This is a genomic window from Cutibacterium sp. LaCa_89 (assembly GCF_058177555.1).
This window is the reverse complement of the sequence record NZ_CP190889.1, coordinates 2,176,633-2,195,414: the sequence shown is the minus strand read 5'-3', so window position 1 is coordinate 2,195,414 and position 18,782 is coordinate 2,176,633. Positions and strand designations below refer to the sequence as shown.

The window sequence follows — 18,782 nt, the reverse complement described above, 5'->3', positions numbered from 1 at the left end:
AGTGCGGTTGGGTTCGACCTCTCAGTTCCCCAGACCATGGGAGCAGAGCGTCGCCCCATCGACGCCCAGCGGCTCGACGATGTCGCCGGGGAGATTCCGAAGGATGCTGATCAAGGTCAGGACTGATGGACGTGTCATGGCTGCAGGCCTGCCACACACCACGATGTCTCGGTGAGGTCGGGGTCGAGTGAACTCCCGGACGACGATGCGGGGGTCCTTCGGCTTGGGTGCCGACACCGCGCTGCGTGGCATTAACGTTCGTCCTGCCCCCACTGACACTAGCTCGCGGATGGTCGTGAGGGATCCTGCCGACAAGGCATTCGGTGGCATCGGGCCAGATGGGCTGCACACCTCGAGCACCTGGTCACGCAAACAGTGTCCCTCGGACATCAGGATGAGCCCATCGGTCGAGACGTCGTGGGGGTCGATCGGCCCCTTTTCGTGGGCCAGCTCGTCGTCAACCCCCGTCACCAGCAGGAACTCCTCCCGGAAGACCGGGATTGCCGTCAGGGTCTTGTCCTCGACCGGGGCAGCCACCACGGCGACGTCGAGATCCCCCTGATTGACGGCCTCCAGCAGTCTGGCAGTGCGTTTCTCCACCACATGGATGTTGACCCCCGGTTCGTACTGGTCGAACCGAGCGATGACGCGTGGCAGCAGGAACGGCCCCAGGGTGGGGAAGACCCCGACCTTGAGCTGGCGGGTCGTCCGCTCGGACTCCTCCAGGGCCAGGGTCCGGATGTCGTCAGCCAACACCAGCATTTCCCGGGCGGTCTGGGCGATACGCTCGCCCACTGGGGTGATCTCGATGCGTCGTCCCGCCCTGACGGCCAGCGGCACACCGAGCTCATTCTCGAGCCGGTGGATCTGGGTCGACAAGGTCGGTTGGCTGACGCCGCACGACGCCGCCGCCCGGCCGAAGTGGTGTTCTTCGGCCAGGGCGACGAGGTATCTCAGATCACGAAGGTTCACGCGGACTCAGTTCTGCGCGGGGTTCTGACGAATGAGGTGGTCGAAGGCCCCGAGAGCTGCCGTCGCGCCAGCACCCATCGAGATGATGATCTGCTTGTAGGGCTGGGTGGTGCAGTCACCGGCAGCGAAGACGCCGGGCACCGAGGTGCCACCGCGCTCGTCGATGACGACCTCTCCACGGCCAGTGCGCTCCACGGCGCCTTCCAGCCACTCGGTGTTGGGCAGCAGGCCGATCTGGACGAAGACGCCAGCCAGCTCGATGGTCTTGACCTCGCCGCTGGTGCGGTCCTCGTACTCCAGTCCCGTCACCTTGGAGCCGTCGCCCAGAATCTGAGTGGTGCGGGCCGATGTGATGACGTCGACGTTTGGCAGCGACTTGAGGGTGCGCAGCAGCACGTCGTCGGCCTTGAGAACGTCGAGGAACTCGACGACGGTGACGTGGTCGACGACGCCGGCCAGGTCGATCGCCGCCTCGATTCCGGAGTTTCCACCACCGATGACGGCGACCTTCTTGCCCTTGAACAGGGGGCCGTCGCAGTGTGGGCAGTAGGTGACACCCTTGGTGCGGTACTCCTCCTCACCGGGAACGCCGAGGTTGCGCCAGCGGGCACCAGTCGCGATGACGACCGAGCGGGCACGCAGGTCGCCGTCAGTCAGACGCACCGTCGTCATGCCGTCGGCAGTCTCCAGGGTGCTGGCGGTCTGACGCTCGATGACGTCGATGTCGTAGTCATTGACGTGGGCCCGCAGGGCTTCGGCCAGCTTCGGACCAGTGGTGTGAGGCACAGAGATGAGGTTGTCGATGGCCTCGGTGTCGAGTACCTGGCCGCCGACTCGAGACCCCACCATCGCCGTGCGAATACCCTTGCGGGCGGCGTAGACGGCAGCTGCGGCACCAGCAGGGCCAGCGCCAACGACGAGCACGTCGTACGGATCGCGCTCGGACAGGTTCTCCTTGGCTCCCTGAGCGGCGTTGGCGTCGAGACGTTCGAGGATCTCGGCCATGTCCATGCGGCCCGAGCCCCAGTCCTCGCCATCCAGGTAGATGGCCGGCACCGAGGCGATGCCCTTGGCCTCCACCTCGTCGGTGTGGGTGCCACCCTCGACGGCGGTGTGATGGATGTTCGGGTTGAGGACGGCCATCGCGTTGAGGGCCTGAACCACCGTCGGGCAGTTCTGGCAGGTCAGCGACATGTAGGTGACGAAGTGGTGCTCCCCCTTGACTGCCCGCACCGCGTCGATGAGGGACTGCTCCTCTTTGACCGGGTGGCCACCGACCTGGAGCAGGGCCAGCACCAAGGAGGTGAACTCGTGGCCCATCGGCAGACCGGCGAAGCGGATGTCGCTCTGGGAGCTTGGAGAGGTGATGGCGAAAGACGGGGTCCGCTCGTTGTCGACGGGGTCACCGACGCTCACCTTGTCCGACAGGGCAGCGATCTCGGCGAGCAACTCGTCCATCTGGGCCGATTTCGATGCCTTGGTGGCGTCGTCTCCCCGGTAGGGGGAGGGCACCAGGACGATGGGCTCACGCACCATCTCGAGGTAGGTCTTGAGCTGGGTGGTCAGGGCGTTGTCAAGCATGATTCTCCTGGGTGGGGAAGTAGGGGGATATGGACGTGCCGGTCCGGGGATCCGTCGCAGGGACGATCGCCCCTGCGACAGGTGCTCGGGTCGGAGCTCAGATCTTGCCGACGAGGTCGATCGACGGGGCGAGGGTGTCAGCTCCCTCTTCCCACTTGGCGGGGCAGACCTCGCCTGGGTGGGTGTAGACGTACTGGGCGGCCTTGACCTTGCGGACCAGCTCGGTGGCGTTGCGGCCGATGCCCTCAGCGGTCAGCTCGTAGAACTGGATGACGCCGTCGGGATCGACGAGGAAGGTGGCGCGGTCGGCCTGCCCGGCTCCCTCGCGCTCGACGTCGAAGTTGCGGGTCAGCTGGAGGTTCGGGTCGCCGATCATCGTGTAGTTGACCTTGCCGACGGTGTCGGAGTCGGAGTGCCAGGCCTTGTGGACGAAGTGCGAGTCGGTGGACACCGAGAACACCTCGACGTCCATCGCCTGCAGCTCCTCGTAGTGGTCGGCGAGGTCACCCAGCTCGGTCGGGCAGACGAAGGTGAAGTCACCGGGGTAGAAGAAGAAGATGGCCCACTTGCCATTGATGTCGGCGTCGGAGACCTCAATGAAGTCCCCATTGCGAAAAGCGTTGGACTTGAAGGGGACGATCTTGGTGTTGATGAGACTCATGAGGAGTCCTCTCTGGTCGACGAAGTGATAGTTCAACGCTATCACTGAAAGGCTCTCCATAGCCAATGCCTATGTTGGAGACGAATCAGGGCTCTCTCTGTGTCGTCAGGGCCCACAACCGTGGCATGATGCCCCCATGGTCACTCCGCACCTCGAACTCCCGTTGCTGGCTGAGGGCAAGGTCCGTCGCCTCTATCGCCTCCCCGATCAGCCGGGCCGCCTCCTCATGGTTGCCACTGACCGGATCAGCGCCTACGACCACGTCCTGACCCCGGGGGTTCCCGGGAAGGGAGCCATCCTGACGAACCTGTCGTTGTGGTGGTTCGACCATCTGGCCGACATTGTCGACAACCATCTCGTCAGTCTGGATGTTCCCACTGAGGTCGCCGGACGAGCCATGATCGTCGAGGAACTGGAGATGTTCCCCGTTGAATGCGTGGTGCGTGGTTACCTGACGGGTTCCGGCTGGGCCGAATATCAGCGCAATCGCGCGGTGTGTGGAATCCGACTGCCTGAGGGGCTGCAAGATGGTTCCCGGCTCGAGGAGCCCATCTTCACCCCGGCGGCCAAGGCTCCCCAGGGCGAGCATGACGAGAACATCGACTACCTGCACCTGGTGAAACTCGTTGGTCCTGAGGTCGCCGCCCAACTGCACGACCTCTCGCTGCGGATCTACCAGCGAGCCGAGGAGATCGCCCGTGAGCGCGGCATCATCCTCGCCGACACCAAGTTCGAATTCGGCCGTCGCGCCGATGGCACCATCGTCCTCGCTGACGAGGTTCTCACCCCTGACTCCTCGCGGTTTTGGGACGCGGAGACCTGGCAGCCCGGTAAGGGTGCCGACTCTTTCGACAAGCAGTACGTGCGTGACTGGCTCACCAAGGAGTCGGGATGGGATCGGTCCAGCGATGAGGAGCCCCCGGCTCTGCCCGAGGAGGTCGTCGAGGCCACCAGCCGTCGCTATGAGGAGGCGTGGGCGCGTCTGACCGGCGGGCAGATGCCCCAGGATGAGACCGTCGCCGTCTCGAATGCTGGACAGTCGTCTGATTCCGTGCTTCCGCCGGAAGGTGGTGTGGGGCCTGTCCAGGGTGCGATGTCGATTCCCGTCGTTGCTCCCGATGCCAGTGTTCCTGGCGCAGTCGATGTCCCCGACGAGCCGGATCCCCGTAGTGCCGATAAGATTGGTGGCATGTCACGTGTAGTGGTGGAGGTCATGCCCAAGCCCGAGATTCTCGATCCCCAGGGCAAGGCCATCACGTCGGTGCTCGCCCGGCTCGGCCATGACGGCCTGACGGTGCGTCAGGGCAAGCGTTTCGAAATCACCGGTGAGGGGCTGGAGGATCGTCTCGACGAGATCCGTCAGGTCGCCTCCGAGCTGCTGGCCAACACCGTCATCGAGTCCTTCGACGTGCGCGTGGAGGACTGACGATGACACGTATCGGAGTCGTCACCTTCCCCGGAACCCTTGACGACCAGGATGCCGCAAGGGCTGTTCGCCTGGCTGGGGCTGAGCCCGTGCCGCTGTGGTACGCCTCGACGGATCTGGCCGGGGTTGACGCCGTCATCCTTCCGGGTGGTTTTTCCTACGGCGACTATCTGCGCTCGGGCGCCCTGGCCGCAGCCTCGCCGGTGATGTCCTCCATTCGTGAAGCGGTGGACGCTGGTCTTCCTGTGCTCGGCATCTGCAACGGATTCCAGGTGCTCTGCGAGTCTCACCTGCTGCCTGGCACCCTGATGCGCAACGAGAAGCGGCGTTTCCACTGCTCAGTGCAGCAGCTTCAGGTCGCCAGCGTTGACACTGTGTGGACCTGCGCCTTCCGTCCCAGCCAGCGCATTCACATCGCCGCCAAGCATGGCGAGGGCAACTATGTTGCCGACAATGCGACCTTGGCAGCTCTGGAGGCCAACAACCAGGTCGTCTTCCGCTACACCGCCAACCCGAATGGTTCGGCTCACGACATCGCTGGCATCACCAATGAGGCGGGCAACGTCGTCGGTCTGATGCCTCACCCCGAGCACTCCGTCGAGGAGCTCACCGGGGCTGGCACCGACGGGCTGGAATTCTTCCGCTCCCTGCTGACCTTCTTGTCAGCCCAGCTGTAAGCGGGGTGTCCGGGTTTCCCGGATATGTGTGACGGGGTGGTCCTCATGAGGTCACCCCGTCGTCGTGTCGTCAGAACTGTGCAGTCCCGGACGCTGTCGTCACCGGGCGACGTGGATACGCTGGCCGAGCGGGGAATCAGGGCTGACGGCCGTCAGGGCTGCGGCCCCGTCGAGGCCCTCTCCGAGGGGTTCGACGATGCGCGCTCCCGGCATGGCCACGGAGATCTTCTCGACGATCGCCGCATGGATGAGGCGGGACCTCATGACGCCTCCCAGCAGGCCGACGGCAGGGCTGTCCTCGTCGGTCAGATGGGTCTGACGTAGTCCCGTGATGGATGAGTGAGCCAACTCGTGGGCCGCGCGCACGCAGATGTCACGGGCGACGTGATCGCCCTCTTCCGCGGCGGCAGTGACCTTGGTGGAGTAGGCGGCGATGTGCGAGACCATGAGTGGGTCCGCGTGGAGTTCCAGGTAGGCGGCCTCGATGTCGTCGAAATCTCCGCCGATGGTCTCGCTGAGGACCGTCTGTTCGCCACGACCGTCGTGGGCGCGCATGACGGCGTCGAGGGCATGGCGGCCCAGCCAGAACGCCGATCCGGCATCGCCGATGACGTAACCCCAGCCGTCGACGCGGGCGACATCGTGGTGGCCGACGGCCAGCGTGATGACCCCGGTTCCCGCTGCCGTGACGACCCCCAGCTGGTCGCCCAGGGCGCCCAGGTAGGAGGTGATGGAGTCATGGGCCAGCAGCACCCGAGCGACGCCGTAGGGTTTGAGAGCTTCCAGGACGGGAGCGGGGTCTTCGTCGTCGCGGGCTCCCGACGACCCGATGGCCACCGTGCAGTCTGACCCGATGACCTCCGGGTGGGCTGTCACGACGTCAGCCATGACGGTCGCGAACTGCGGGGCGAGGGGGAGAGCAGTACGCACACCGGACGAGGTGACCATCCACCCTGGACCCCAAGGGCCCGGCTTGCAGCGGACACGGGTGCTGGACTGTCCGGCGTCGACGGCGAGGACGGGACCGGTGGGGGCGGAATCACTTCGCGCGGCATCACTCATGGGTTCAAGGGTATGGGGGAGAGCCGGCACCATGCCCATCGGGGGACTCGGACGATCACCTAGTTCGATCGAACAGAGTGAGATGCCCTTTCGGACAGGTATCGGTTCACTCACGGCGAACGGTTGATCCTCGGGCATGTCCTGACCCGTAGCCGTGTGAAGTTCTTTGTCTGAATTGTGCAATGTCTTTATGATCATGGCGACAAGGGAAATCTCATGGTGGCATTTCCCCAATTCCTCATGGGTCGTGATCATGGCTATACGTGCCTCTGGTAATGGAACTAGCCCTCAAGACAACAATGGTGTCATTCATTGATGGGGATCCGTTGACGATGAGACCGGCGACCGTAATGTGCTGATTGACGTCGACGAAAGGTGACGACATGTTCGGGAAAACAACGGCACGACTGGTCGGTTCGGCCGCGGCTCTCACCATGGCGCTGACGGGAGTCGGTGTAGCCGCCTCCACGGTGGCTCAGGCAGCTCCTGCAGCCTCCACATCCAGCGTCTCGGCTGCGAGCCTGACCGCTGAGCAACGTCAGAATGCCTACACCATCATTCGTGTCGCTGAAGAATCCAATGCCATCGATCCTGCTGGCAAGGACAATGCCATTCACGCCGCGATCATGGCTGCCATGCAGGAGTCCAGCCTGCGCAATCTCAACTACGGTGACCGCGATTCTGTCGGTCTGTTCCAGCAGCGCCCGTCCACCGGCTGGGGGTCCGTCGAGCAGATCATGGACCCGGTCTTCGCTGCCCAGTCCTTCTACGGAATCAACTCCTTCGGAAGTAACCCTGGTGTCATTCAGCAGCCTGGCTGGCAGACCATGAACCCCGGTCAGCTGGCCCAGGCCGTGCAGCGTTCCGCATACCCTGACCGTTACGACACCTGGTACAACCTGTCCGTCGAACTTCTCAACGATTACCGCTCCGGCCGCTGAGGCCCCCCGGTGACGACTGTTCGGCGGGGAGAATCCCGCCGAAAACCGCTCCTGTGACATATCACAACTGAAGGGAAAATCTTATGATCTCCACGATCAATAGGCTACGGCGCGGTGCCGTGGTCGGTCTGGCGGTGCTCGCGGTCGGGGCTGGCCCCGCTGCGGTGACGGCCCAGGCTGGCTCGCAACTGGCCAACCAGCCTCAGGTGGCCAAGGTCGCTTCCGTCCAGGCCCAGGTATCTGCCGCTGATGTTGCCAACGGCCAGATTGCCGATGCCGCCGCGCACGGATTTCATACCGTCAATATCAGCTTCGAGTACCAGGCCACCGGTTGGTGGTGTGGTCCGGCCTCGACCCGGATCGCGCTGTCAGCTCGTGGCGTCAATGTCAGTCAGCAGCAGATGGCCAACGAGCTCGGAACCACCGAGAACGGCACCAACGACATCTCGCTGGTGACGAGCGTGCTCAACAACCACCTCAATCCGCAGTGGTACGAGAACAAGTACATGCCCAATGATCCGCCGACCCAGGATCAGAAGGATCTGTTGTGGCACGACATCACGACGGACATCGACAAGGGCTACGCCATCGTCGCCAACATCGTTGCCCCGGCCCACAATCATCCGCCGGGCTACCCGGACCGCACGATCTACCACTATCTGACGATCGTCGGCTACAACCCCGACACCCGGGAGGTGCTGGTTGCTGATCCGGCCGGATTTGCCGGTACGCCGACCTACAAACTGAGCTTCGATCAGATGGCCACGCTCATTCCTCCGAAGGGATACAGCGCCTGATACGACATCCCAGGCGTTCCACCTTCCGCGGCGATGTCACTCAGGCTCGAAGTCCTGGCTCGCAGCAACGAGGGCGTTGGGAAAACCAACGAGGTCGGCGGTTGACGAGGCGCTGGTAGCGTGGGATACCAATTTGCCCGAGCGGCGTGCGGCTGCTTTGCGAGAACTGAGGGGGCGCCGATGAGGGGTCCTCGGTTCGTGGTCGTCATGGCTTCGTGCGTGTTGCTCTGTTTCGGCGGGGCGGGTTGTAGCACGATCCAGTCTGAGACGGATGAGGATGTTGCTGGGCGAGCTGACTACGACCTGCCCGACGCGTTGCGCAAGGAGTTGGACTCGCATGGGCTCACCTCCCCGGCTGAACGTGCGGACGCCGCGCAGACATGGTTCAACGAGACCAACCCGCCGGATGTTAACGTCGTCGACTGGTGGGTTGTGCGTAGTCGTGAGGGGACTCGGTTTCGTGTCGACTTATACAGGCATATGGAGTCAGGCTCTCTGTTGCCACCTGACGGGGGCAAATCGGCATCCTCGGTCGCGTGTCGGGTGTACGACGTGGCCCATGGGGTGACGGTCCAGCAGGTCGATTGTCCAAAGGAATCGCTGGATGACCTACCCTGACACGGCTGCCCTTGCCCGCCGGCTCGTACTCGTCAACAGTGAAGATGAGACATCCGATTGGTTCGAGGGACAGCGTTTGATCACCATCGGTTGACTCGGCAAGCTCCTCACCAAGCGCAGTGATGACGCCCTGCCTTTCTTGTTAGAACTTCGCGTTTTAGTCGCAATCGTGACTGTGCGATGTGGATGTGCCAGGGGTGCTGGTACCATAGATGCGTATCTGCCGGAGCGGTGTGCGGTTGCTCGGCGAGAACTGAGGGGGCGCCGATGAGGGGTCCTCGGTTCGTGGTCGTCATGGCTTCGTGCGTGTTGCTCTGTTTCGGCGGGGCGGGTTGTAGCACGATCCAGTCTGAGACGGATGAGGATGTTGCTGGGCGAGCTGACTACGACCTGCCCGACGCGTTGCGCAAGGAGTTGGACTCGCATGGGCTCACCTCCCCGGCTGAACGTGCGGACGCCGCGCAGACATGGTTCAACGAGACCAACCCGCCGGATGTTAACGTCGTCGACTGGTGGGTTGTGCGTAGTCGTGAGGGGACTCGGTTTCGTGTCGACTTATACAGGCATATGGAGTCAGGCTCTCTGTTGCCACCTGACGGGGGCAAATCGGCATCCTCGGTCGCGTGTCGGGTGTACGACGTGGCCCATGGGGTGACGGTCCAGCAGGTCGACTGCCCAAAGGAATCGCTGGATGACCTACCCTGACACGGCTGCCCTTGCCCGCCGGCTCGTACTCGTCAACAGTGAAGATGAGACATCCGATTGGTTCGAGGGACAGCGTTTGATCACCATCGGTTGACTCGGCAAGCTCCTCACCAAGCGCAGTGATGACGCCCTGCCTTTCTTGTTAGAACTTCGCGTTTTAGTCGCAATCGTGACTGTGCGATGTGGATGTGCCAGGGGTGCTGGTACCATAGATGCGTATCTGCCGGAGCGGTGTGCGGTTGCTCGGCGAGAACTGAGGGGGCGCCGATGAGGGGTCCTCGGTTCGTGGTCGTCATGGCTTCGTGCGTGTTGCTCTGTTTCGGCGGGGCGGGTTGTAGCACGATCCAGTCTGAGACGGATGAGGATGTTGCTGGGCGAGCTGACTACGACCTGCCCGACGCGTTGCGCAAGGAGTTGGACTCGCATGGGCTCACCTCCCCGGCTGAACGTGCGGACGCCGCGCAGACATGGTTCAACGAGACCAACCCGCCGGATGTTAACGTCGTCGACTGGTGGGTTGTGCGTAGTCGTGAGGGGACTCGGTTTCGTGTCGACCTGTATAGGCATATGAAGTCTGGCTCCCTGCTGCCACCTGACGCGGGAAAATCGGCTTCCTCGGTCGCGTGTCGGGTGTACGACGTGGCCCATGGGGTGACGGTCCAGCAGGTCGATTGTCCAAAGGAATCGCTGGATGACCTACCCTGACACGGCTGCCCTTGCCCGCCGGCTCGTACCCGTCAACAGCGGACATGAGACACCCTGATCGGTTCGAGGTCCAGCTTCATCCAGAGGAACTGCTCGGTCTAGACGCCCATGGCACGCGCCACTGCCATACTCTGGTGGTGTGAGTACGAAGAATCTGACCCGCGAGGAAGCCCGCCGCCGCTCCGAGATCATCACTGTCGAGAGATACCACGTCCGCATCGACGTGCGCGGTGCCGACGCTGATGGGGCCACCCACTTCACCTCCAGCACCAGGGTGCGATTCTCGACCAAGGAGCCCGACACCTTCCTGGACTTGCTCGACGGCGAGATTGAGTCGGTCATCGTCAACGATGAGGAGGTCGAGCCGGAGTATGACGGCTCTCGTATCCAGCTTCACGGACTCCATACTCATCGTAAGAATCTCGTCGTCGTGACCGCCAAGCTGCCCTATCAACACACCGGCCAGGGTCTGCACCGCTTCGTTGACCCGGCTGACGGCAAGGTGTACCTCTACACCCACTTCGAGGCCGCTGATTCCCGACGTATGTACACGGTCTTCGAGCAGCCCGACCTCAAGGCCCACGTCGACTTCGATGTCCTCGCACCGCAGGGATGGCGCGTCATCTCCAACCAGGTCCATGAGGACACCCGCGAGGAGGAAGGCGGCATCCTGCACGACTTCGCCCTCACCCCGAGGATGTCGACCTACCTCACCGCCATCGCCGCTGGCCCGTACGTCCGATTCGAGGACGAATGGCACTCCCGCGACGGCTCGGAGTCCATCCCGCTGGGCATTCTCGCTCGCGCATCCTTGGCCGAGTACGTGGATCATGAGGAGATCTTCAAGATCACCAAGCAGGGCCTGGCCTTCTACCACGACGCCTTCGGCTACCCCTACCCGTGGGGCAAGTACGACCAGATCTTCGTGCCCGAGTACAACCTCGGCGCCATGGAGAATCCGGGCCTCGTGACCTTCACCGAGAACTACATCCACCGCGGCCCGGCCACTCGCTCCGAGCTTGCCGGTCGGACGAACACCATCCTCCACGAGATGGCTCACATGTGGTTCGGAGACCTCGTCACCCCCAAGTGGTGGGACGACCTGTGGCTCAAGGAGTCCTTCGCCGAGTACATGGGAGCCCATGCCTCGGTCAACGCCACCGAGTACCGCGAGGCCTGGACGAACTTCGCCGTCGGTCGCAAGGCCTGGGCCTACACCGCCGACCAGCAGTCGACGACGCACCCGATCGTCGCCGACATCGTCGATCTGGAGGCCGCCCGTCAGAACTTCGATGGCATCACCTACGCCAAGGGTGCGTCGGTGCTCAAGCAGCTCGTCGCCCACGTCGGCGTCGAGAAGTTCTTCAGCGCGGCACGCCACTACTTCCGCGAACTGGCCTTCTCCTCAGCCACTCTCGACGATCTCATCCGTCACCTCGAGAAGGCATGCGGTCGAGACCTGAGCTCCTGGGTGAACGCCTGGCTCAAGACCACCGGACCTGACGTTCTGCTGCCGGAACTCACCGTTCGTGACGGGGTCGTCCAGGAGCTCGCCGTGGTGCGTGACTCCATCGACGTGCGTACCGGCCGAGACGTCAGTCGTCCGCACACCCTGCGCGTCGGCCTGTACTCTCTGCAGGGAAACGATCTGGTGCGCACTGACCTCATCGATGTGACCTTGTCCTCGCCGCGTACTCCGGTGCGCGAGGCCGTCGGCAAGCCTGCCCCGGATCTCATCCTCATCAACGACGACGACCTCACCTACGCCAAGGTGCGTCTGGGGGCCACCGGGACGAAAACGGTGCTGGCCCACCTGTCCGGCCTGCCGAACCCGCTGGCCCGCGCGCTGGTCTGGTCGATGCTGTGGAATGCGGTTCGCGACGCCAAGCTCAAGGTTCAGGACTACCTCGACGCTGTCGCCTTGCACGGCCCCAAGGAGACTGAACCGGCCATCCTCACCACAGTGCTGCAGCAGCTGCGGATGGCGGTCGAGAACTACCTGCCTGATTCGGCTCGCGACAACGCGCGTCGAGCCGAGGCCGCTCGAGCATGGCAGGGACTTGACGAGTCCGAGCCCGGCAGCGACTTGCAGCGCATCTGGGCCCGCCACGCCCTGGCTCTGTCGGCAGCCGACCACGAGTCGGCTGGTCAGGTCCGCGGACTTCTCGACGGCAACGTCACGGATCTGGTTGTCGATCCTGAGCTGAGGTGGCAGGCCTGGACGGCCTTGGCCGCCCTGGGCCAGGCCAGCGTCGAGGACCTCGACGCCGAGCTGGAGCGTGATCGCACCAAGACCGGCGTCGCCCATCACATGGCCGCCATGACGGCCTGTCCCGACGATGCTGCCAAACAGGACGCCTACCGACGCCTGCGCACCCCCGGCGAGCTGTCCAACGAGCACTGCCTGGCCCTCCTCGACGGTCTGCGCACCCCGCTGGGAGCCGAGACCTTTGCGGGCCTCAACAGCTCCTACTTCGACGACCTCGAACAGATCTGGCAGGAGTTCCCGATCGAGATGGCCCAGCGTCTGGTCATCGGACTCTTCCCGGATGGTGACGTCGCCGAGGATGCCGATCATTGGTTGGCGCACCACCCCTCGGCCACGGGTGGCCTGACGCGGACGGTCAAGGAGCTTCGTGACGCGGCCTCTCGTGCGGAGACGGCCCGCGACTACAACAGCTGACGAGCCCCATCGCGCCTGACAGTGGCGGGTTGTTCAGCGGCGACGCTGCTTGACGACCCGCCACTGGCGTGCCAGTGCCTCCCGCCACGTCGGCACCGTCACGCCGTTATCGATCATGATCCGGTACAGACGGCGCTGGTTGACCTCCAGGCCGATGAGACCGATGGCGAAGATGATGAGCTGGGTGGACATGGCCCAGCGGAAGCCACTGAGGGTGTAGTGCCCGCCGGGACACAGTACCTCGAGAAGCAGACCGATGATCTCGATCTCCAGCAGGCCGAAGAAGAATCCGCCCGTGATGGCCACACCGGTCGCGGTGGCCAGCCGGTTGCCGGGCTGGAAGGTGCGAGCCACGTCGAACCCAACGCCCCCACCGGGCAGTGAGATGCCCAGGCAGGTGACGAGGACGTAGAGCATCCACAGCGGAGCGGGCCCTGGCCACACCAGGACGATCAGCCACGCCACCGTGGAGGCGGCGATCATGGCCTCGACGAGGGTGCCACGACGAATGGGGTGTCGGCTGGTCAGGATGCCCGCCGTTGGTCCGGCGATGGCATTGGCAATGACGTACACCGTCATGAGTGTCGAGGCAGTGGCCGTCGATCGGCCCTCGGCGTGGGTGAGGTAGGGCATCCCCCACATCAGCGAGAAGACGATGCCGGCGAAGTTCGACGACATGTGGGCCCAGAAGGCCAGCCTCGTCGAGGGATGCTTGACGACCTCGACAACTTGGTGGGGGAGTTGCTTGAGATTGGCGTCGGTGCGTTCCGGCTCGACTCCGGGCGGGGCGTCACGGATGAGAAGGACGGCCAGCACTGCGGCCAGTGCCGCCCCGGCCGCAGCGAGGAAGTAGCTCGAACGCCACCCGCTGGTCTCCACTATCGCCACCAGGCCGACGGCCGAGACAACCTGTCCGAACTGGCCCAACAGACCAGTGAGTTGAGTCATCAGCGGGATCTGACGAGTCGGGAACCAAGCAGGCACCAGACGCACCGCAGCACCGAAGATGAAGGCGTCGCCACATCCCACCAGGATGCGGGCGAGCATGGCACCTCCCACACTCCCTGCCAGGGCCATGACGACCTGGCCGACGGCCATGAGGACTGATCCAGCAGTGATGACGACTCTTGACCCCAACCGATCGACGGCCACACCGGCCGGAATCTGCAGAACGGCGTACACCGCGAGCTGGAGCACCATGAAAGTGGCGACGACGGACGCCGGGGCGTTGAAATGGTCTGCGGCCGTCAGCCCCATGACGCCCAGAGAGGTTCGCTGCATGACGGCAAACCCGTAGGCGATGACCGCGGTGATCCACACCACCCATGTCATGGCACCGCGGTGACGAGGGTTCGATGGGGCGGTACTCACGTGGCTCATGGTAAGACGTTCCGTCCTCCCCATGCGCTGAGTGAGCCGGCAATACGTGGTCGGGGCGGCAATGACGCCATCCAACGGCTAGATTTGTCCTGTGGCAGACACAGTTGAGAACGCCGTCAGCACCCCCGACGTCGAACAGCCCTGGGCCGAGTTGGGGTTGTCCGCCGACGAGTACCAGCGCATCCGGGAGATCCTGGGACGCCGCCCGACCGGCGGCGAGCTCGCCATGTACTCGGTGATGTGGTCGGAGCACTGCTCGTACAAGTCGTCCAAGAAGTACCTACGACGCTTCGGCAACCTGCCCCAGCGCACGCCGCTCGGCCCGCTGCTGGCAGGCATCGGTGACAACGCCGGCGTCGTCGACATCGGCAATGGGCTGGCCGTCACGTTCAAGGCGGAGTCCCACAACCATCCGTCCTATGTCGAGCCCCATCAGGGAGCAGCCACCGGAGTCGGCGGCATCGTTCGCGACATCATGGCCATGGGCGCTCGCCCGGTCGGCGTCATGAATGCCCTGGCCTTCGGGCCCCTCGACCGTCCCGACACCGCCCGAGTACTGCCCGGCGTCGTCTCCGGCATCGCCGACTACGGAAACTGCCTCGGTCTGCCGACGATCGGCGGCCAGACCCTCTTCGACCCCACCTACTACGGCAACCCGCTGGTCAACGCGCTGTGCGTCGGAGTGCTGCGTCACGAGGACCTACAGTTCGCCAAGGCCTCCGGTGTGGGAAACCTCGTCATCCTCTTCGGTGCTGCGACGGGTGGTGACGGCATCGGTGGTGCGTCGATCCTGGCCTCCGAGTCCTTCGCCGCCGAGGGGGAGTCCAAGCGGCCCAGCGTCCAGGTGGGCGACCCCTTCATGGAGAAGTTGCTCATCGAGTGCACCCTCGACCTGTTCAATGCCGGCGTCGTCGAAGCCCTGCAGGACTTCGGTGCGGCCGGTATCTCGTGCGCCACCTCGGAGCTGGCCAGTGCCGGCGATGGTGGCATGCACGTCGAGCTCGACCGCGTCCCGTTGCGCGACCCCAGCCTCGCCCCCGAGGAGATCCTCATGAGCGAGTCCCAGGAGCGGATGGCCGCCGTCGTGCGTCCGGACCAGCTCGACGAGTTCATGGAGATCTGCGAGCACTGGGGAGTGGCCGCCACCGTCATTGGCGAGGTCACTGACACCGGCCGTCTTCACATCGACTGGCACGGCGAGCGGATCGTCGACGTCGATCCGCGCACCGTCGCCCACGACGGTCCGGTCCTCGACATGCCCGCAGCTCGTCCGTGGTGGATCGACGAGCTCAACGGGAATGACGCCAACAACCTTCCGCGCGACAACTCTGGAGAGGGCCTGGCAGGTGCTCTGCTGGCTCTGGTTGGTTCTCCTCACCTGTGTGACCGCTCCTGGATCACCGACCAGTACGACCGCTTCGTGCGTGGCAACACGGTGTTGGCCCAGCCCAACGACGCCGGCATGATCCGCGTCGACGAGGAGACCAACCTCGGCATCGCGCTGTCCTTGGACGCCAATGGTCGTCAGACCACCCTCAACCCATACCTGGGTGCCCAGCTGGCTCTGTGCGAGGCCTACCGCAACGTCGCCGTCAGCGGCGCGACCCCGGTGGCCGTCACCGACTGCCTCAACTACGGATCCCCGTACGATCCCGACATCATGTGGCAGTTCGACGAGACCATCCTCGGTCTGGTCGACGGCTGCCGCGAGCTCGGTGTGCCGGTCACCGGTGGCAACGTCTCCTTGCACAACCGCACCGGTGACGAGTCCATCCGGCCCACCCCGCTCGTCGGTGTCCTCGGTGTCATTGACGACGTTCGCACCCGCATCCCCTCCGCCTTCGCCCATGACGGTGACGCTGTCCTGCTGCTCGGCACCACGAAGTGCGAGTTCGGTGGATCGGTCTACGACGACGTCATTCACGCCGGTCACCTCGGCGGCATGCCCCCGATGCCCGATCTGAACGCCGAGAAGGCCCTGGCCGCGGTCATGGTGGAGGCTGCCAGGCGCGGTCTGCTCTCCAGCGCTCACGACCTGTCCGACGGCGGCCTGGCGCAGGCTCTCGTGGAAAGCTGCCTGCCGAGCGGACTCGGGGTTTCCGTCACCCTGCCCGAGGGAGAGCCCTCGGTGCTGCTCTTCTCGGAGTCCCCAGCTCGCGCCGTCGTCTCGTTGTCCGGTGCCGACTACCGCGAGTTCAAGGAGCTGTGCCAGGAGAACGGTGTACCGGTCGCCCGGATTGGTGAGGTCATCGATCACGGCGAGTTCGAGGTCAACGGGCTGTTCAGCCTGTCCCTCGACGAGATCGAGCGCACCTGGCGCAAGCCGATCCCGGCTGCCATGGGGGAGTGACAGGAGTTTCCTGGCCCGGCTGACTCTGTGATTGAGCAGGTTTGACGGTTCCCTCGTTGTCATGGCGCACTTCCCGTGCGAAAAAGCGCGCCTTGCTGGATCGCCTTCAGACTCGTGGAACGTTGTGCACTGCCTCCGTCAGCGCAGCCAACGGTGCAGCCGCTTTGAGGTTCTTCTCGCGCCACTCCTCGTCGGGCTGGGAAGCTGCGACGATTGCGCCGCCGGCACCGACCGTTACTCGCGACCCCGTTCGGACCACCGTCCGTATCACGATGCTGAGGTCGGCGGTGCGATCGAAGCCGAGATATCCCAGGATTCCCGAGTAGATTCCCCGGGCGCCGACCTCTAGACCGTCTAAGATCTCCACGGACCGTTCCTTCGGTGCCCCGGTCATCGATCCACCAGGGAAGGTCGCTCGCAGTACGTCGACCAATCCGACGTCCTCACGCAATCGTCCGCGCACCGTGGTCACCATCTGGTGCACCGTCGCATATGACTCGATCGCCATCAGACGTGGTACCTCCACCGTGCCTGGTTGGCACACGCGCGACAGGTCGTTGCGCACCAGATCAGCGATCATGAGATTCTCGGCGCGGTTTTTCGCGTCAGTGTGTAAATCGACAATTCCCCGGGCATCCTCCACCGGATCATCACAGCGGGCCATCGTCCCCTTGATCGGCTTGGATTCAGCGATGCCGTCGCGTACTCGCAGGAACCGTTCCGGGGATGAAGAGCACACCTCTACATGCGGGTCGGTAAACCGAAGATACGCCCCATAGGGGGCTGGGTTTCGACGCCGTAGTGCGCGGTACAACTGCCAGCCGTCCACGTCGCACTGGGAGGTCCACGTGTCGGTGAGACAGGCCTCGTACGAGTCACCGCGTGTTAGCGCCTGCTGGATTGCGGCAACACGGTCCTGGTAGCCCCCTCGGCTGAGCCGCCACGACCCTTCCACAGGCACGGTTAGCGGTGCGGGCCCTTCGCTGCTACCTGGTCGCTCCACCAGCGTCGCAGCCAGTGCGTCCAACAGATCAGCGGCCTCATTGCAGCCGGGCGTGTTACGGTCGTCCAAGGCTAGGAGGTGAGCGTGATGTCGGTAGTGGTCATACGCAATCCAGCTGGCCGGACGCATCCACATGGCATCGGGCAGTTCGCTGCAGTGCGCATTCGGGCCCAAGGTCAGCGCTTTGCACTCATAGCCCAGGAAACCGACATAACCACCTGCGAACGGGATGTTATCCAGTTCCGGGTCCCTCCGTGGTACTCCATCTGCAAGACGGCGTTCCAAGAAGTCCAGTACATTACCAGACTGGGTTCGCCCGTTGACCGTTAACGTGTTCGTGGCGACGTCGTAACTGACCAGTTCGGACGCCGCCCCCGACACCGTGCCCATGACACTCCAACGGCCGGTGTCGCCACGCGTGGTGGCCGAGTCCAACCAAAAGGCGTCACCGTCGGCAGCGAGGCGGCTGAAGGTGGCTTCTTCGTCGAGATCGATGTCCACCGCTTGGTGGTGGATTGTCCACCGTGCCGTAGTCCGGGGACACTTTCGTGACTGGATGTTGCGCGGTTCGCGTTTGTCGCGTACTTCGCTGTGTCGTGGCTGGCTGCCGATCGCCAGGAAGTTCGTCATTAACTGACATCCGACCTGCGTCATGACTGACTCTGGGTGGAATTGCACGCCCCAATGTGGCCGGTCGGCAACCTTGAACGCCATGATGGCGCCATCCTCGGCGCGAGCATGTTCGACGATCTGGTCACCCAACGTGGTCAAGCACAGTGAGTGGTACCGAGTTGCCTCGAAATCTTGCGGTAATCCGGCGAAGATTCCACGCCTGGAGTGATGAATTCGGCTGACGATGCCGTGATGGGGCCGAATGGTCTGCAACTGGGCACCGTGACGTAACCCGAGGCCTTGGTGGCCCAGGCACACCCCGAGCAGGGGGAGTTTGCTGGAGGCATCGATTATCTGCCCGGCGATCTTAAAATCCTTGTCGTTGTGCGGGGTGCCAGGTCCTGGTCCGATGACCACGTGGTCGAATTCGCCGTCAGCCAATCGGCGGAGGATCCCTGCACGCTCGACCTCCTCGGGGCGGACCACCACTGGCTCGATCCCGCTGACTTCGGCCAATAGGTGTGCCAGGTTGAAGGTGAAGGAATCGTGGTTGTCAACCAGCAGGATCACGGGCCCTCCTCGGTGACATCCGCTGCAGTGCAAGAGCAA

General features: G+C 63.9%; 15 protein-coding genes. 9 read left to right on the top strand and 6 right to left on the bottom strand.

The features are described 5' to 3' along the window. Nucleotides 1-21: 21 nt before the first annotated feature. The 3 genes from ACP8LP_RS10095 to ahpC all read right to left on the bottom strand — a co-directional run bounded on the left by ACP8LP_RS10095 (nucleotide 22) and on the right by ahpC (nucleotide 3,214). Complete coding sequence (locus ACP8LP_RS10095; protein WP_016666189.1) at nucleotides 22-972, bottom strand: LysR substrate-binding domain-containing protein; 951 nt, start codon at nucleotides 970-972, stop codon at nucleotides 22-24. A 6-nt stretch (nucleotides 973-978) separates the two neighbouring features. Continuing rightward, nucleotides 979-2,553 carry an alkyl hydroperoxide reductase subunit F gene (gene ahpF / locus ACP8LP_RS10090; RefSeq protein ID WP_016666188.1) on the bottom strand — a complete coding sequence of 525 codons (1,575 nt, stop codon included), beginning with the start codon at nucleotides 2,551-2,553 and terminating at the stop codon, nucleotides 979-981. A gap of 97 nt (nucleotides 2,554-2,650) precedes the next feature. Then, nucleotides 2,651-3,214: an alkyl hydroperoxide reductase subunit C gene (gene ahpC, locus ACP8LP_RS10085; protein WP_021107927.1), complete on the bottom strand. Its 564-nt coding sequence runs from the start codon at nucleotides 3,212-3,214 to the stop codon at nucleotides 2,651-2,653. Between the two features lie 136 nt (nucleotides 3,215-3,350). Between ahpC and ACP8LP_RS10080 the strand changes: the two genes are divergently transcribed. Both ACP8LP_RS10080 and purQ read left to right on the top strand, forming a co-directional pair. After that, a complete protein-coding gene (locus tag ACP8LP_RS10080) occupies nucleotides 3,351-4,640 on the top strand; it encodes a phosphoribosylaminoimidazolesuccinocarboxamide synthase (RefSeq protein ID WP_484483135.1) in 1,290 nt (429 codons plus the stop codon). 2 nt (nucleotides 4,641-4,642) lie between these two features. Beyond that, nucleotides 4,643-5,317, top strand: coding sequence for a phosphoribosylformylglycinamidine synthase subunit PurQ (gene purQ, locus ACP8LP_RS10075; RefSeq protein ID WP_221268340.1), 675 nt, complete (start codon nucleotides 4,643-4,645; stop codon nucleotides 5,315-5,317). A gap of 99 nt (nucleotides 5,318-5,416) precedes the next feature. Here purQ and ACP8LP_RS10070 read toward each other — a convergent pair whose 3' ends face one another. Then, a complete protein-coding gene (locus ACP8LP_RS10070; protein WP_036976264.1) occupies nucleotides 5,417-6,379 on the bottom strand; it encodes an N-acetylglucosamine kinase in 963 nt (320 codons plus the stop codon). Nucleotides 6,380-6,762: 383 nt separating this feature from the next. Between ACP8LP_RS10070 and ACP8LP_RS10065 the strand changes: the two genes are divergently transcribed. The 6 genes from ACP8LP_RS10065 (at nucleotide 6,763) to pepN (ending at nucleotide 12,828) form a co-directional block, all read left to right on the top strand. Then, nucleotides 6,763-7,320 (top strand): cell wall hydrolase, encoded by a 558-nt coding sequence (locus tag ACP8LP_RS10065; protein ID WP_484483134.1) that lies wholly within the window; start codon nucleotides 6,763-6,765, stop codon nucleotides 7,318-7,320. Nucleotides 7,321-7,403: 83 nt separating this feature from the next. Continuing rightward, complete coding sequence (locus ACP8LP_RS10060) at nucleotides 7,404-8,117, top strand: C39 family peptidase (RefSeq protein WP_484483133.1); 714 nt, start codon at nucleotides 7,404-7,406, stop codon at nucleotides 8,115-8,117. A 180-nt stretch (nucleotides 8,118-8,297) separates the two neighbouring features. Beyond that, a complete protein-coding gene (locus ACP8LP_RS10055; RefSeq protein WP_484483132.1) occupies nucleotides 8,298-8,735 on the top strand; it encodes a hypothetical protein in 438 nt (145 codons plus the stop codon). A gap of 267 nt (nucleotides 8,736-9,002) precedes the next feature. Then, a complete protein-coding gene (locus ACP8LP_RS10050; protein ID WP_484483132.1) occupies nucleotides 9,003-9,440 on the top strand; it encodes a hypothetical protein in 438 nt (145 codons plus the stop codon). Between the two features lie 267 nt (nucleotides 9,441-9,707). After that, the gene (locus tag ACP8LP_RS10045) at nucleotides 9,708-10,145 is read left to right on the top strand and encodes a hypothetical protein (RefSeq protein ID WP_484483131.1); all 438 of its coding nucleotides are present in this window, start codon (nucleotides 9,708-9,710) and stop codon (nucleotides 10,143-10,145) included. A gap of 139 nt (nucleotides 10,146-10,284) precedes the next feature. Further along, complete coding sequence (gene pepN / locus ACP8LP_RS10040) at nucleotides 10,285-12,828, top strand: aminopeptidase N (RefSeq protein ID WP_023033183.1); 2,544 nt, start codon at nucleotides 10,285-10,287, stop codon at nucleotides 12,826-12,828. A gap of 33 nt (nucleotides 12,829-12,861) precedes the next feature. On the opposite strand, the gene ACP8LP_RS10035 is transcribed toward pepN, so the two are convergent. Further along, nucleotides 12,862-14,160: an MFS transporter gene (locus ACP8LP_RS10035; RefSeq protein ID WP_036910141.1), complete on the bottom strand. Its 1,299-nt coding sequence runs from the start codon at nucleotides 14,158-14,160 to the stop codon at nucleotides 12,862-12,864. A 139-nt stretch (nucleotides 14,161-14,299) separates the two neighbouring features. On the opposite strand from ACP8LP_RS10035, the gene purL reads away from it, so the two are divergent. After that, complete coding sequence (gene purL / locus ACP8LP_RS10030; RefSeq protein WP_016666178.1) at nucleotides 14,300-16,558, top strand: phosphoribosylformylglycinamidine synthase subunit PurL; 2,259 nt, start codon at nucleotides 14,300-14,302, stop codon at nucleotides 16,556-16,558. A 106-nt stretch (nucleotides 16,559-16,664) separates the two neighbouring features. On the opposite strand, the gene pabB is transcribed toward purL, so the two are convergent. Beyond that, nucleotides 16,665-18,743 (bottom strand): aminodeoxychorismate synthase component I, encoded by a 2,079-nt coding sequence (pabB, locus tag ACP8LP_RS10025; RefSeq protein WP_021107915.1) that lies wholly within the window; start codon nucleotides 18,741-18,743, stop codon nucleotides 16,665-16,667. Nucleotides 18,744-18,782 lie beyond the last annotated feature (39 nt).